At 36.8% G+C, this 16,303-nt stretch carries 12 protein-coding genes; 6 read left to right on the forward strand and 6 right to left on the reverse strand.

The genetic code is table 11. The annotated features are described in order from the left end of the window. Window positions 1-553 precede the first annotated feature (553 nt). Window positions 554-1,792, forward strand: coding sequence for a hypothetical protein (locus tag H592_RS0107475; protein WP_211235640.1), 1,239 nt, complete (start codon window positions 554-556; stop codon window positions 1,790-1,792). A gap of 223 nt (window positions 1,793-2,015) precedes the next feature. Here H592_RS0107475 and H592_RS0107480 read toward each other — a convergent pair whose 3' ends face one another. The 5 genes from H592_RS0107480 to H592_RS0107510 form a co-directional block, all read right to left on the reverse strand. Beyond that, entirely contained in the window at window positions 2,016-2,699 is a 684-nt protein-coding gene (locus H592_RS0107480; protein WP_028868225.1) for a DUF2982 domain-containing protein, read from the reverse strand. A gap of 1,234 nt (window positions 2,700-3,933) precedes the next feature. Further along, window positions 3,934-5,316 carry an NAD-dependent succinate-semialdehyde dehydrogenase gene (locus tag H592_RS0107490; protein WP_028868226.1) on the reverse strand — a complete coding sequence of 461 codons (1,383 nt, stop codon included), beginning with the start codon at window positions 5,314-5,316 and terminating at the stop codon, window positions 3,934-3,936. A 655-nt stretch (window positions 5,317-5,971) separates the two neighbouring features. Further along, window positions 5,972-6,379 (reverse strand): tetratricopeptide repeat protein, encoded by a 408-nt coding sequence (locus tag H592_RS21740; RefSeq protein ID WP_051369074.1) that lies wholly within the window; start codon window positions 6,377-6,379, stop codon window positions 5,972-5,974. Between the two features lie 31 nt (window positions 6,380-6,410). Continuing rightward, window positions 6,411-8,663 (reverse strand): penicillin-binding protein 1B, encoded by a 2,253-nt coding sequence (mrcB, locus tag H592_RS0107505; RefSeq protein WP_051369075.1) that lies wholly within the window; start codon window positions 8,661-8,663, stop codon window positions 6,411-6,413. A gap of 275 nt (window positions 8,664-8,938) precedes the next feature. After that, window positions 8,939-9,526: a TetR/AcrR family transcriptional regulator gene (locus H592_RS0107510; protein ID WP_028868228.1), complete on the reverse strand. Its 588-nt coding sequence runs from the start codon at window positions 9,524-9,526 to the stop codon at window positions 8,939-8,941. Between the two features lie 113 nt (window positions 9,527-9,639). Here H592_RS0107510 and H592_RS0107515 point away from each other — a divergent pair, with 113 nt between their 5' ends. Beyond that, complete coding sequence (locus H592_RS0107515; RefSeq protein ID WP_028868229.1) at window positions 9,640-10,182, forward strand: carboxymuconolactone decarboxylase family protein; 543 nt, start codon at window positions 9,640-9,642, stop codon at window positions 10,180-10,182. A gap of 114 nt (window positions 10,183-10,296) precedes the next feature. Here the strand turns inward: H592_RS0107515 and H592_RS0107520 are convergent, their stop codons facing one another. Next, entirely contained in the window at window positions 10,297-11,073 is a 777-nt protein-coding gene (locus tag H592_RS0107520; protein WP_084296226.1) for a haloacid dehalogenase type II, read from the reverse strand. A 493-nt stretch (window positions 11,074-11,566) separates the two neighbouring features. On the opposite strand from H592_RS0107520, the gene H592_RS0107525 reads away from it, so the two are divergent. The 4 genes from H592_RS0107525 to nfsA all read left to right on the forward strand — a co-directional run bounded on the left by H592_RS0107525 (window position 11,567) and on the right by nfsA (window position 15,983). Next, window positions 11,567-11,770, forward strand: coding sequence for a DUF1656 domain-containing protein (locus tag H592_RS0107525; protein ID WP_028868231.1), 204 nt, complete (start codon window positions 11,567-11,569; stop codon window positions 11,768-11,770). A 5-nt stretch (window positions 11,771-11,775) separates the two neighbouring features. Next, entirely contained in the window at window positions 11,776-12,636 is an 861-nt protein-coding gene (locus tag H592_RS0107530; RefSeq protein WP_028868232.1) for an efflux RND transporter periplasmic adaptor subunit, read from the forward strand. Between the two features lie 10 nt (window positions 12,637-12,646). Next, window positions 12,647-14,680 carry an FUSC family protein gene (locus tag H592_RS0107535; protein ID WP_028868233.1) on the forward strand — a complete coding sequence of 678 codons (2,034 nt, stop codon included), beginning with the start codon at window positions 12,647-12,649 and terminating at the stop codon, window positions 14,678-14,680. Between the two features lie 580 nt (window positions 14,681-15,260). Continuing rightward, window positions 15,261-15,983 carry an oxygen-insensitive NADPH nitroreductase gene (gene nfsA / locus H592_RS0107540; protein ID WP_028868234.1) on the forward strand — a complete coding sequence of 241 codons (723 nt, stop codon included), beginning with the start codon at window positions 15,261-15,263 and terminating at the stop codon, window positions 15,981-15,983. Window positions 15,984-16,303 lie beyond the last annotated feature (320 nt).

A 16,303-nucleotide genomic window follows, 5' to 3' on the forward strand; every position in this document is an offset into this window, starting at 1 on the left:
CGTAGTTACTTATCAAGCTGTAAAAAGCAGGGAGTAAGTGGCTCTACTGCTTTAACGCTATTGTTGAATGGCATGCTACCTAATATTTTTATCCCTGCTGAGTAGTTACTAAATAACTTTCTTAACGCACCAGTTCATACGAACATCCATGTGCTGAATAAACTTACAGTAAACGTCCTGTTTGCTATTGCTGAAAGTCATTAATTGTTGGAAATCTCAATGGTGGGACAGTTGTAGCTGCATTGAGTTTTAATTCGTCTTGGCGCAATTTTTAACGTAATTTATTGATATGTATTATTTCAATAAGTGTATTTCCACAACTTTGAATAATCCCAATATTATTTGCAGCTCTGGGAATCAGTCTATGTTCCTCCTGTTAATTCAGAATAATTCTGTCTAACTTCGTGATTATTATTTGATTAATGTATGTAACAGTTTGATTTAAAACTTTATAAGCGTATTCTGAACTTCATTTAGATAAAATAAACTAGGCCGTATTTTCGTTATTAATATAGAATTATTCTATCTAATACGTTGTTTTTTAAGCGCAGAGGTGAATTTGCAAGCTAAGTGGAAAAAGAGTAAAAGTTTAAAGCCTAAAGTCATTTTGGATAAAATAGATAGTCTTGTAACAGTTTCAAATGGGACTACAAGCTATTCTAGTTTTGAATTTCATGACGCTAAAACTGCTTTGGAAAGTATGATCAATTTCCCTCTCGTAGCTAGAGATCTAGATAAAAACAAACTCATTTCTAGTGCAATACGGGAAGTTGCAAATAATAAACCTAGTGATCCTAGAATATTTATTGATCAGATATCTACTAATATCCGAGAAGTATTAGAGAAACGCAATAATCAATACTTTCTATTAACGTCCATTTCTATCTCAAACATCGGGGTACGCTTTATAAAGTTGAATGATTGCGTTATTAAATTTTATAAATCCAGTTTCCCTCGTAAGTTTAAGGGCCGTGATAGTCTAATTAAAAATAAAAGAAATTGTTCTGAAATTGAATCACTTGGCTATACAAAAGTTGTGATCGAATTATCGGCTAAATCAGAAGAAATGGCAGCAGCTCAGGCATTACGTATTCTTGATTTGTTTAGAAGTATGCTTAACTTATTTTCTAATAATATTTCTGAGTACATTGGAAATGAATGGAACCCAATTAATAAAATTAGATTGGGGGAGTTTCATACTGTGCATGATAGTACGGGTAAAGTCTATGCTGATATGTTCTGGTTTGATCCGAGTTACTCAGTCGCGAGTGTTTATGTTTCTAACAATATTCCTATTATTCTAAAAAACGTAAAGTTCATAATAACTAATTTAGAAAAGTCAGGAAGGAGGTATAAATCAATATTAACAGATGGACTTCTGAGATATGTTCGTTCTTTTGATGAGAATAACCAAAATGTCGCCGTTATGAGGGCATGGGGAGCACTTGAAACTATAGCTGCTCCTAATGAAACCAACTGTGATTCGGTAACGAGACGTTGCTCATTTTTGTATGAAGAACATGAATATCATAAACAGATCCTGGAACACTTAAGAGAATACCGTAATAGGAATGTGCATGCAGGTGAAGAAAGTAAAAAAGCTAAGAATCATGGTTTTCAAATTCAAAGGTATTTCAAAGGATTATTATTATTTCATATAAGTAATGTTGGATACTTCTCTGATATTGAAGAAGCCAATAAATTTTTAGATTTACCTGCGGATAAAAGTAGTTTACTTAAAAGACAAAAACTCCTAAAAAGAGCATTTTCATTCCGTGGTTATGATGCTTAAAGTGTAACAAGTTATGGACACCCAAATGTTGAAGTTAGGGATATCAATTAGTTAATGAGTTAAGTCGAAACTCAATGTGGTTACATCAAACCTCTCGTTGAGTTAATCGTAATCCATATTGAAAGCTACAAACATTGCTCAATGCGGCTACGGCTACGCCCAAAAGATATGCAGAAAAAAGAAGCAAAAAATGCCCGTCGGTTCTTAACTGACTGGCATTAGATTAATAAGGCCCATTTACAATGGTGTAATCATGGCATTTTTTTAATAAATTTAAAAAGCTGTTTAAATTTCGATCCAGACTGCTCTCGGGTAAATATAGGTGATAGCCATATGCCTTGGCGAGTTGTTCACTACGATGTAACCATGCTGCAATTGGGCCTTTATATATAACTTCATTTAATGTGTAGGGTTCAAAATTAATCAGACTGCCTTCAAAACTAACCTCTTTATTAGCGATCGCCAAAATGAGCAATTCTTGTTGTTCGTGAATTAACTTGTTGGCTAGTCTTGGTGATATGCTTTTCGCTACATGATCTAAATTATTTAGTTTGATGCCGACATAAGGTAATTGTATATGCTCTCCTTGGACATCCGCTTTAAGTTCTCCAAAGCGTATAATATCTTGCCATGGTAGTGCCCATTGACCATGGCGATGACAATATAGAATCGTTTTTGGGGTGATAAAAAAGCTGGTTCCGGGCTCTAGATATTTAAGTACACCTATTAAAATAATGACTAATGTAGCTGATATGAGGAAAATTAATTGAATTTTAAAAGTTTGCCAAAGGAATAAACTTAGAAGCCAAAAAATAAATAGCGAGATACATCCAAGCCATATAAATGTGTGTGTATGACGTTTTGAATTAGGGTGAATGGTAATAACTCTATCCGTTGTATTATCCAATTTAGCCTTCCTTGAAAACTTTGTCTGCTGAGCAAATACTTTTCATTAGCAACGATAAATATATTATTAGAGTAAATACGAGCTTATACAAACTATATAACAAATGTAAAAAACTATCATAAACAAAGAGAGTATTTGAGTAATTGCCCTCGATTGTAAATTTTTTAGAAACAGGTTATCTTACTTGATTTAAGCTTATTTGAAAAAGTAGGTCACCGTACCTTTTGAGTAATACTGTTTATACTGCTAAGTTTTTGATTGTTAAGGCTGAATCTAGGCTGCTTTGGTTGCTAAGTATTTGCTGCTCATCTTTTAAATCCTACCTTTTATCACCTGAATTTATGCTTTAAATTGGGGCTAAATTATTTCCAATTTTATGATAAATATTGCTATCTATATTTAATTCTTAGGCACATAATCTCGCCGTTACAAGATCATTTAAAGTCATAGTGTAACGTTAGTCATAGGGTTATTAGTTGTTTATCTTAATAAAGGAAAGCATCGTGAGTAAAGGCCAAGACAGCAAAAAAGACGGTAAGAAAAAACCGCTTTTGACTGCAAAAGAAAAAAGAACATTAAAAATAGCTAAAAAATCAAAAGTTGGATTTTTAGCTAAATAAAGATTAGATGAAAGGTCATCAATTTTCCGATGGCCTTTTAAAGCCTCTATCGTTAATCAATTTTATTAATATATACGAGAAATCGTAGATCCCATAAATGATATTGATTGATGCACTGTCATCCCTCAATAAACACATCACCTAATGAAGCGCTTAACCTACTCTTTGCATTCAGGCTTTTCTAATGCAGGTTCCCTAATGGAGATTTTCTAATACAAGTTTTCTAGTACAGCTTTCTAGCAATAATTTAGCTTGCCCCGTTAATACTTGATTCACATTTTAGCTGAATGCTTTTTTAAGTTAGTGCTTTTTCAGTTAGTGCTTTTTCAGCTAATGAGTGTGCTCGGGTATTTTTATTTTGTTGTTATTTTAAGGTAGATGCTTAAAAAGGGCTGAATCCCTAATCATTTTTGTCTGGCTATTGCTGAGGCTAACTGAAAGTTTAGATGTTATAAAGCATGTAAATTAATGCTAATTGAGTATGCCCTAGGCATGAGTTTATCTCCTAGAGTAGTTATTTTTAAGAAGTGAGCGTCTTGTTAAGGAGTGCCCAACATGTGTTGAGCACTAATTTTCAATTTAGCTATTACAATTTAGCTATTATAATTTAATGGTTATTTAGTCTGAGCAACCATCACAGATTTTATATTCATGAACTCTTTTAAACCAAAACCACCATGCTCACGTCCATAACCACTACTTTTTACTCCTCCAAATGGTAAGTTTGGTTGAGATAGGGCAAAGCCATTGATATTAACCATCCCTGTGTCGAAGTGTTTGATCGCCAGTTCTATTGCGCTAGCTTCATCCTTAGAGAAAATGCCACCACCTAAACCATAGCGTGAATCGTTAGCTATACGCATTGCATCATCATTATCTTTTGCTTTGATAAGTGCTGCGACAGGACCGAATAATTCGTCATCGTAAGCGGGCATATTGGGCGTTACATTTTCTAAAATAGAAGCTGTGTAAAAGAAACCTTTTTCATCAGGTATTTTACATCCACAAACAATTTTAGCGCCTGCGTCAATGGATTCAGTGACCTGTTTGTGTAGTTTTTCTTGTAAGTCTTTTCTAGCCATAGGCCCTAGGTCGGTATCTTTTGCCTTTGGATCGCCCATTTTCAGATCCATCATCGCTTTTTTGAACTCTTCTTTGAATAGCTCATAATTTTTTTCTGTGATGATAAAACGTTTTGCAGAGACACAGGTTTGGCCGTTATTGACAATACGACCTTTGATACACGTTTCAATCGCTAATGGAATATCTGCATCATCTAAAACAATATAAGCATCATTACTGCCCAATTCTAATACAGTCTTTTTACTGTATTCAGCTGCTTTTGCGCCCACTTTTTTACCTATTGCATCACTACCCGTAAAAGTAACGCCTTTGATGCCATCATGACTAATTAGTTTGCTGGCTGTTTCACCATCAATTAATAGTGATTGGTAAGCATATTTTGGGAAGCCTGCCTGTTCGAATAACGATTGTATTTTCTTTGCCATACCGAATACATTTGAAGCGTGTTTCATTACTGTTGTATTGCCGGCCACTAAATTACTGACGCTGTATCTAATTACTTGATAGAGTGGAAAGTTCCAAGGTTGAATGCCTAATATTACGCCTATTGGCTGATATGTAATTATTGCTTTACCACCTTCATAATCACGATTTTCATTCGCTAATTCTTTTTCTGCAATATCAGCGGTGTAATTACAAATATTAGCGCAAAGAGCAACTTCTTGTTCGCCTTGAGATTTTACTTTGCCCATCTCTTCAACCATTAGTTGAACTAATTCATCGCTATTTTCTTCAATCACCTTTGCTAGTGCTTTGGCAAGTTTTGCGCGCTCTGAAATAGGCACAAGTTTCCATTGTTCGAAACATTCACTTGAATTGACTACTGCATTTTTAGCTTCATTATGTGTCATCAATGTATATTCTTTTAGCTTTTGCTCAGTAAAAGGATTGATTGTTACTATTGAATTACTCATTACACTGTTACCTCTTTATTGCATTAGTGATTAGATTGGAGCAAATATAATGCCACTGCTTGGTTTTTCTTTAAGGTGTTGAATAATATTGGTTTTTTGTGTTTTTAAATGAAAGATGTGATATGGCGGTGACAGGATAATGAAAAATGTTCAATGAAAAATGTTAAATTTACATATTGAAAAAGAATCGCAGAACACGCAACGATAATGTTGTTCATTGGGGATGTTGTGGGTAAAAATATTCTGCTGTTCAAAAAAGAAGAGTTGCCAACTGTCTTGAAAAACAGCGATAGCGAAAACACTGAGAATAAATATCAAGATAATTCTATGAAAGAAGCAGCATAAAAACTAGCTAATGAGTGCCAACTGCCTTGAAAAACACAGCTTGTAACCAAAAAGCCAAAAATCAAAACTATAACCAAAAGTCAAAAAATATTGTCGAAAAGATTTAGAAAAAGGTCCAGAAAAAGGCTGTAGGAAAAAAGGCACTGACTCATAAACTTTTACTGCTCGATGCAGCGTAAACCCCTTCAACAAAAACATTAACCCTCAACACATACATTACTGAATGAAGAGGAGGGGGATATTAGAAAGACTTTGTAATAACAGTTTTGTAATAAAAGCTTTCTAATACAAGTTCTCTACTGCAACTTTTCTAATACAGCTTTTTTAGTAATAATTCAGCTTGACCCGTTAATGCTTTATTCGGATTTAAACTAAGTGCTTTCTCAGCAAAAGATTGTGCCTGTGCATTTTTACTTTGGCGGTAATTTAACTCTGCTAGTCGTAAATAGATTTCAGGGTTACGTGGAGATATCCTGATTGCTCGTTCTAAAATCCCCGTTGCACCGCGTAAGTTCCCCTTGCTTTCTTGCTGCTCAGCAAGACTAAATAATGAGTCTAAGGCCGCGCTTCCCTTCACCGTATTATCAATACCATCAGTTGCGGTGCTGACTGAACTTGGAGTCGTGGACTCTGTCGTTGGCGATGTGACAGGTTTGGTACTACAGGCCCATAAAAAACTAGATAAACAAACAACAACAGCAATTTTATAATGGTTCATTAATATGATCTCTTTAGTTGATTTAGTTGGTTTAGTTGGTTAAATTACGGAACCAATCGATGACTTTATCGGTTGTATTGCAACGTATTTCTTGTTTTGGTTCAGTGCCACTTACAAAAGGCAATAGTATTGCATTATCACAGCTATCTTGGGTACCTACACCTGATTCACTATCAATCCAACCTAGGGTGATGTTTTTGGGTGGCAGGTTCTGTAAAGGTTGCTGAGATCGCGCTTTGAAAATATCAGCCCAGACACGAAGTGCACCACTTGAACCGGTCAATCCCGTTGTTTTATTATCATCACGGCCAAGCCAAACAACCGCTTGCATATCATCTGAAAAACCTGCAAACCAACTGTCTCGCAGATCATTGGTTGTTCCAGTTTTCCCTGCAACAGCAAAATCAGGTAATAACCATTGTAATGCTTTAGCTGACCCTTCGTGCGTAACGGCTTGTAAAGCATGGCGTAATGTATAAATCGAACTAGAACTAAAGCGTTTTTCAATAGCAATAGGGTAACTTGTTAACACTTCTCCGTGCGGATCGACAACCGAGCGGATCGCCAATAACGGTGTATAAAACCCTTCAGATGAAATGGTTTGATACATTTGAGCCACTTCAAGTGGACTTAACTCAGCCGCGCCTAACGTAATCGCAGGGAGTGCGGGAATGTCACTATCAACGCCAAGTCGTTTTAATGTTGATAAGATATTATCTAAGCCTAACTCATTGCCTAAACGCGCCGTTGCCTGATTGTATGAACGTGCTAACGCTTTATATAAAAGCACATCACCATGATCTTTTAAATCGTAGTTTTTAGGGGACCAACTATCACCGTTGTCTAATTTTTTCTCGTAGGCGGCATCGCTTATTAAAGTCGCTAACGTATATTGTTCACTTTTTTCTAACGCCGTTAAATATATGGCGGGTTTCATTAACGAGCCAATTTGTCGGCGGGCATCAATTGCACGGTTAAATCCCGCATATCGTGTGTCACTACCTCCAACAATTGCAGTTACCGCGCCGGTATTAGGTTGCGTAACAATCACCGCCCCCTGTAGGTTCGCACTGGGGTCAGATTTTTTATCATTAGTCATCATTTTAACCAAGCTAGACTCAGCCGTTTGTTGAATTAATGGATTAAAATGAGTAAAAATAGAGAGTCCATCAGAACTTAAGTCTTCAGCTTTGTAATCATTTTGTAATTGCCTGCGCACAAGGTCTAAATAAGCAGGATAACGTTTAGTACTGCTAACGCTGCGTTCACCCACTTTTAGTGGTTCTTGCTTAGCTAATTCAGCAAGGTCTGCATCAAGTTGTTTTTCTCTGACTGCAATATCTAACACTAAATTGCGACGTTTTAATGCTCGCTCAGGGTTACGCCATGGATTGTAATAACTGGCACCGCGCACAAGTGCAACTAACAGTGCTTGTTGCGACAGCGATAAGTCCATAATATTTTTTTTGAAATAATACTGACTGGCTAGACCAAAGCCATGAATAGCGCGTGGTCCATCTTGACCAAGGTATATTTCATTCATGTAGCCTTCTAAAATATCAGCTTTGCTTGCATGTAATTCCAATAGCACTGCCATCAGCGCTTCCTGTGCTTTACGAATTAATGTTCGCTCTGGCGTGAGGTAATAATTTTTAATCAATTGTTGTGTCAGTGTCGATGCACCTTGTGAGAATCCACCATCTTTAATATTGGTAACCATAGCTCGGGCGATACCGCGTAGTGAAATACCAAAATGGTCGTAAAAGTCCTTATCTTCAACAGCAACTAGCATTGCTTGTAAAGAAACAGGGGTATCGGCAAGTTGAATTAATAATCTATCCTCGTTGTGGGAAGGATAAATACCGCCTATCACCAAGGGCTGTAAACGCACTAATGCTTTATTATCTTTACTTTCTAATTTTGATATAAAGCCATTATTTAAGGTTATTTTTATTTTTTGTGCTGCAGCTAATTCGTCACTGAACTGAAATTGAGGGATGAAAATAGTCACTTTATTTCGATCGATTAATGCCTCCCCTGGATTATTAACTTGACCCACAAAATGATATCCAAGCATGGTCATTTCTTCACGTAAATCAGTCAACGTGAGTGGCAATCCTTCATATATTTCTAAAGGTCGCGCGTAAACAGTTGATGCAACTGACCACTGTTTATCTTTAAAAGTTGAATTAACTATGGAATCTAAGTAGAGGAGAATACCGACAGCGATCATTATTAATATTAATAATGGAGCCCATCTTTTAGTGGCATATTTATGAAGCACAGCAAGACCTTATCAGGACGAGAAATAAAAACAGAGTAATAGCATGATCATCACGTTATTACAGAGATATTAACTTATGAATTTCTAAAAAAGGAAGGTGTTTTACGCAGAAAGCTTGATTGGCCTTGTTCTGATTGAGCCAGTGCTGATTGTGCGAGTCATGACTTCCCAATAACATTGACTAATCTTTATCATCAAAGTTCCTTTTCATGGCGTGGTTTTCTCTGTTCAGTGCTGGAACAGATAACTGGTTGAGTATGATCGTTAATCTAATTTTATAGTTTTTTGATCAGTAAAAACATTTGCTCGATCATTGGTTGAGCTAATTGCGTTACGCCGGGACGGTTAAAATAACCGCGTAAACCTGTAAATTGCACCTGAAAAAAACGCGCATACTCAAGTGCAGTCATCGTACTATTTAATTCACCATTGTTTATTGCTTGCTCAAATAATTGCGTTAAATAGGCTTCAAATTGAGCGGCTAGATTTAAACTTAACTCATATAAATTAGCATCCTTTTCGGCAAATTCACTGTTTGCTTTAACCAGCATACAGATAGCACTGGGACTGCAATCTTTTGTCTCGATGATCACGTTTTCTACAAATGCACGTAAACCTTCAAGTACAGTATCCGTGTTTGATAAAAAGCCCTCTATTTGAGCTTTCATTTGTAGGGTGTAATCTTTTAACGATTCGCTGTATAGCCCTTCTTTAGAGCCAAATGCAGAGTAAATGCTGCCCGGTCGCATGTTAATAGCTTCTTGTAAGTCACGGGTTGAGGTTGCATGAAAACCTTTTTGCCAAAAGAGTTGGCTTGCAAGGCGCACAACCGACTCACGCTCAAACTTTATTTTGTTAGCCATGTGATTTCTCAATTTATTTGAACACTTGCTCAATTTTAACTTTAGCAATCGCTCAAAATCAACTAGTATGTGTCCTGAAGTTACTTAAAACTCATTATTTATTGGAGCTAAACATGACAGAATTTACTTTATACACAGCAGAAAACGCACCTGAAGCATCAAAACCTCTAATGGCTGACTCTGTAGCCGCATTTGGTATGCTACCTAACTTACACGCAGTAATGGCTGAAGCACCAACCTTGCTAAAAGGCTATCAAGTACTGCATGATCTATTCCAAAAAACATCATTTAACGCTGAAGAGTTAACCGTGGTATGGCAGTCAATTAACGTTGAGCACGAATGTCACTACTGCGTTCCGGCACACAGTGCAATTGCGGCTTCAATGAAAGTTGACCAAGATATTGTTGATGCGCTCGTTAACAAAACAGAGCTTGCTAACCCTAAGTTAGAAACGCTACGTGAAACTACATTGGCAATGACACGTGAGCGTGGTGTTATTAGCGACCACCAAATCGAGAAGTTCTTTGCTGCAGGTTATGGCAAGCAGCAACTACTGGAAATTATTGTTGGTTTATCTCAAAAAGTAATGAGCAACTACACAAACCACCTTGCAGATACTCCAGTTGATGCACCATTTAAAAAATTCATGAAATAATTTATGACTTTTAAAAAGTGATATAAAAAAGGCAGCTTCGGCTGCCTTTTGTGTTTATAAAAGTATTAACAACCCCAAACCTAACCAATCCTCGCTAAAGGTTAAATACAAAGTCTACTTAGCATTCGCTTCTAACTGATTTGCTATCTCAATAAGATCTCGGCCAATCAAATCTGGCTTGGCGGCAAGAGGGTAGAGTGCTTTACCTGGACGCATAATAAATGCGGTTTTCCAACCTGCTTTATCTGCTCCTGCTAAATCCCATGGGTGTGCGGCAATTAACATGGCATCTTCAGGTGCTATCTTCATTTCTTTTTGTGCCCAGTCATATACTTTTAAATCTGGCTTAAAGGTTTTTAAATTTTGAACAGTTAATGAGCCATCAAAATATTGTGCTAGATTTGAGTTTTTAAGTTGAGCTGCAATGCCTGCATCAGAAGAGTTAGTTAATGTGATCATGGTATAACCCAGTGCGCGTATCTTTTTCAAGCCTTCAACTACATCCTTATGTGGTGCTAGGTCTCTAAAGGGGGTTAGTACTGCGGTACGCGCTTCTTCAGGTGTTAGTTTAATATTTTGTTGGTTTGCAATCATTTCTAATGAGGCGATGCCTATTTCAGCAAAACTATTATATTCACCTGTCACATTTCCAACTAAAGAGTAATGTAGCATTGTAGTAAACCAATAAGGGACTAGTTCATCGCGTCCACCTAAGGCTTTAGAAACTGATTTACCTACATTTTCTAAGTCTAGTAGTGTTTCGTTAACATCAAAGAAAATGACCTTTGGTTTTATTGGTTGATTTGAGTCTGAATCTTGAGAGTGTGCAAAGGTTGAAGTCAAGCTTATTGATACTAGTAAGCCAATCATAAAATTTTTAAAGCGAATCATTATAAAATACCTGTAAAGTTAAATTGTTGAAGTTATGCACTTATTATTTGAATCTAAGAAGTTTATAACTGAGTCTATAACTGGGCTTAACGCCCCTTAATAAACGAAAAACGGTTTACACATAAAAAGAGAAAGTAAATACCGTCATCTACAGACCACTGAATACTCGTTTAAATTTCAAATTTTTTTATAAATAAAAAATACGTTGTTTATTTATACAGAACAATAGTTTAAAGGGCGTATTTGTTTGAAAAATACTGTCCTTAAAAATATTATATTGAAAATATATTGAGAGATTTTTAAATGACGTTATTTATTAGTAAACTTGATTTCAATGGTTGATAACAAAAAATGTCATTTGGGTGAAACTTTTTATCTTATGGTTTTAGCAAGTTGTCTTGTTATGCTGTCTTATTAATAAACGATTCAGGTCTTCATTTTTACGATAGGCTTTTTTAATCGATGTAACTTTTTAATCAATGTAAGGGTATTTATGCTTCAAACTGTAGTGTTAGGTGGAATGGAGTTTAGCCCTTTGGTTATCTATATTCCGATTGCTTTTATCTTATCTGCATTAACTCGTTTTGCTTTACACCGTTTAGACTGGCACGATCGCATATGGAAAGTTGCCTGGTTTGAAGTATCACTTTTTGTATGCTATTTCGCCTTAACTGTATATTTACTGAGTGGAAGATAAATTTTATGACAAAGTATCTACGTATTCTTTTTACCGTTGTTGTTGTGATCATGGCGGTAGTTGCAGGGCGTTGGGTTTGGACTGATTATATGCATACGCCATGGACTCGCGATGGACGAGTTCGAGCTGATATTGTCACCGTCGCAGCTGATGTCTCGGGTTGGGTGACAACGCTCAATGTTAAAGATGGGCAATTAGTTAAAAAAGGCCAGTTACTGTTTAGTGTTGATAACAAACGTTATCAAGCTGCTTTAGATAAAAGTAAAGCAAACACGGAAGGTGCATTGTTAGCGTGGGAGTTAGCTAAGCATAAATACAACCGCCGCGAAGCATTAAACAATCAAAAAGCAATCAGTGAAGAAGGCTTAGAACTAACGCGTATCAATAGAAATATTGCAAAAGCTAATTATGATCTTGCTAAAACAGAGCAAGCTTTAGCACAATTAAACCTTGATAGAACGGAAGTCGTTGCCCCAGTATCAGGCCAAATCATTAATTTAAATTTACGTCAGGGAAATTATATCGGGCAGGGTGTATCTGTTTTTGCGATTGTTAAATCTGATTCATTTTATGTCACAGGTTATTTTGAAGAGACTAAAGTGCCGCTTATCTATGAAAACCAAGCTGCCAAAATCGCATTACTCAGTGGTGGTGAACAACTAACGGGTCATGTTGTTAGCGTGGGCAAAGCAATTGCTAATACCAATACACAAAGTAACAACCAACTTTTACCTCAAGTTCAACAAACGTTTAATTGGGTGCGTTTGTCACAACGTATTCCCGTTGATATTCAATTAGACACATTACCTAAAGGTATTCAGCTGAGTGCGGGAATGACAGTGTCGATTCATCTCGCGACAGACTAAGGGGAATAACTTGGGAGTGGTGTTACGTCATCTATTTTTTCCTAAAAAACAGGCTGTTATTTTTGCGATAAAAGGTGTTATTGCGATGGCGATGGCTTTAACGATTGCGATGGCGCTGAACCTTGATCGCCCTTACTGGGCATTAGTTTCGGCTATTTTTTTACAGTTACGCCCAGAAAGTGGTCTGGTGATCGAAAAAGCACTTTGCCAAATAATAGGTACCATTGTCGGTGGGTTATTTGGCATCTTGCTATTAAGTCAGTTGATGTCATATCCCTATTTAGCACTGGGTGCATTGGCTATTTGGCTAGGCTTAAACTCAGCTTTATCTGCAATGGTGCGGCAAGCTAACTTTGTTTATGCCTTTGCGATGGCGGCAGTAACGGCTGAAATTATTGTACTTTTAGTGATGGTGAGTCCGACGACCGTTAGTAGCCAAGGTGTATTCGACGTGGCACAGGCGCGTATGAGTGAAATCATTATCGGCTCTCTTTGTGCAGGAATTGTCAGCCATCTATTCTGGCCAGTAAAAATAAAAAATTCGCTACAAATCCAAGCTAGGTCGGTGATCAACCAAACCTTAAATTATTTAGTGGCTGAGCTAGACACTAAAGGGACACATGAAAAACGTCATACACAAATTGATGGCGTGATGGCGACCTTAGGCTTGATAAATGAAGATTCCAGTGCTGTACGTTACGAAGGACCAAAAGGGCCAGGGCGTTCAAGAGCGGCAAATCAATTAGCGCAAAAAGTATTGTCGTTACTGGCTTTAATTCAAATCTTTGGTCGTCTGCAACGTAATCATTCTGAACTAATTACTGCTGATTTAGCACAATTATTTAACCGATTAAAACAGGTACTAGCCAGTATTGCAGCATCTGATAACTATGCTTTTTGCGCTGAGGAAGTTAAAGCCTTTCGAAGGGAACTGACAGAATGGCGAGTCAATAATACCTTTGAAGCTCCTTTTGAATCGCATATGTTTAATGTCGCCTTAGATATAACAGGGGATTTAACCATTTTATTGCGTGCCTATAAAGCACTACAGGAACGTGATAAAACCTTGTTGAATGCGCCAAGTATGTTGACTTACCGGGATCCGTTAGCAGGCATCATTGTTGGCTTTAGAACTTTATTAGTGTTTGTGATTGGCGCATGTATTTGGATAAGTACAGGTTCATCGGCTGCATTGATGATCATGATTTTACCCGTCATATTTTCTATTATGTTAGCGCGAATACCTTTGGCTATTTTACGTGTCGTTATAAAACGCTTGCTAATTGGGGTCGTGGCAGCTTCTGTGGTAACTATCTTTTACGCTCTTAATTTACTCGCGCAAAGCGGCGGGCAATTAGAGATATTATTATTAGTGCTAGCTGGACCTTATTTTTTAGGCCTGTTGCTAATTGCTGAACGTGAAACACTACCCTATGGTTTAGGATTTTGCATTCCATTTTCAATTTTAGTTCGCCCCAGTACTGACATGAGCTTAGCTTTCACCATTGATTATACATTAAGTGCAGCGATGGCTATTTTTGTTGGTGTTAGTATTTTGTTTTGGATTTTTCACTTATTTACAGGGCCTAGCATTCAGCTATTAGTTAGCCGAGTTTTTAAAGCGACTCATAAAGACTTAATGAATATAGATAATCAGAAAATGCCTGCTATTTGGTACAACCGTCGAATGGCAGATAGATTGTTAAGGTTAATTAATTACGATCAAGGTTCTCATTCTCGTGCCATTACCGATCTCGCTTTAACTGGACTTAACTTAGGGCATGCATTGGTTCGAGTGCAATCAATATGTGAAAACTTAGTAGGCAAAAAATTAAAGTACCTTAAAAAATGGCAATACAAATTAGCTGATGCTTTTTTATTAGCGAGCCAAGGTAAGTGTAACGACGATTTTAAACAAGCTTCTGATTTATTGTACCAAGAGCTTGTATCTGAAGGGCGTGACTCGGCTCAAATAGATGCTATTCAAGGCATGTTTATACGTATTAACCTCACCTTAGAAAGAAGCGCCAGTAAAATAAAGTAGTGCGGAGATTCAGCCGTTTATTTATCGGTTATTAGCCATAAAATTTATGCCAAATGATAAAGTAAATCATTCTCGCTGCTTGTACAAAATAATGATTAATGGGCAGTCAGAGTGTTGAGATAAAACGGTATCAGATTGCAGGTATCATTTTTAAGTGAGTAATGCGACAAAGAGACGGTATTCAAAATGTGGGGGACTCAAAAATACAAAATTACCCGAAGGTTGAATTTAATCATCTCAAATAATTAGTGGTAGAAAATGAGGGTGGTATTTAATCAACAATTAGCCTCCATATTAACTAATCGATTTTGCGGCATTAAAGCGAACATGACGTGCCATTAATGAACTGATTTGACAAGCCTACCTTGCTTTGAAATAGTCACCGTATTATTTTATTTCATTCTCTGCATTGCCATGTTTTGATTCGGGTTATTAAGAGTGCATTACACCTTATGGTGCATTTTATAATTATAATAATAATAACTATGGTTTCAATTATGGCTTCAATTATGGCTTCAATTATGACTTCAATTATGGCTTCAATTATGACTTCAATTATAGCGACAAGGATTACTGATTTATGAACAAAACCATTGAGACGATGTTAAACCATCGTTCGATTCGCCAATATACGCAACAGCCAATACAGAAAAGCCAACTCGACAGTATTATTCAAGCTGGATTAGCCGCTTCTTCTTCGAGTATGCTACAGGTTGTCTCTATCATTAGGGTAACGGGTAAAAGTAAACGTAAATTGCTAGCGGAGTATGCAGGTAATCAACCCTATGTTGAAAATGCGCCTGAATTTTTAGTATTTTGTATTGACTATCAACGTCATGCGGCGATTAATCCTGATGTACAAGCTGACTTTACTGAGCTTACGCTTATTGGTGCAGTGGATTGTGGCATCATGGCTCAAAACTGTTTATTAGCCGCTGAATCATTAGGGTTAGGTGGTGTATATATTGGTGGGTTACGTAATCAAATACAGTTGGTGGATGAATTGCTTGAATTACCTCAAAATACATCGGTATTATTTGGCATGTGTTTAGGTTACCCAGCCCAAGACCCTGAAATTAAGCCGCGTTTACCGGCTCATGTAATTATGCATGAAAATAAATATCAGCCACTGAATATGGGCGATATTAAAGATTATGATCAGGTGATACATGATTATTATGCAAGCCGTTCGAGTAACCAAAAACAGAGTACTTGGTCTGAGCAAGTGACGGGGCAATTATCAAAAGAATCTCGTCCACATATCCTGCCATATTTGAATAAAAAAGGGCTTACAAAACGTTAGATTTAGCATCGTTGTTTCTCGCTTGCTATTTATGGTTGTGAGTTACGTAATGGGTGAAGTTATTACGTAAAAGAAGAAAAAGAGCCTATTGAGTTAAATAGACTCTTTCATTGATCACTTTAAATGGCATTTTTTCTGTGTATAAATGTACCTCCAATACCCAATGCAGTGCAGCTATTGATTTCTGTATTTTAAAGTGTGTGATGTGTTTATTGAGTTGCGCCGCAAACAGAGTGAGTTCTTCAGTGGCATGGGCAATTTATAAATTCATCCTGATTACTCGATTGTTTAGATTGTTTGCCTTTTAAGCATAAAAACTA

Origin of the sequence: Psychromonas arctica DSM 14288, assembly GCF_000482725.1 — a bacterium.
GTDB classification, from domain to species: domain Bacteria; phylum Pseudomonadota; class Gammaproteobacteria; order Enterobacterales; family Psychromonadaceae; genus Psychromonas; species Psychromonas arctica.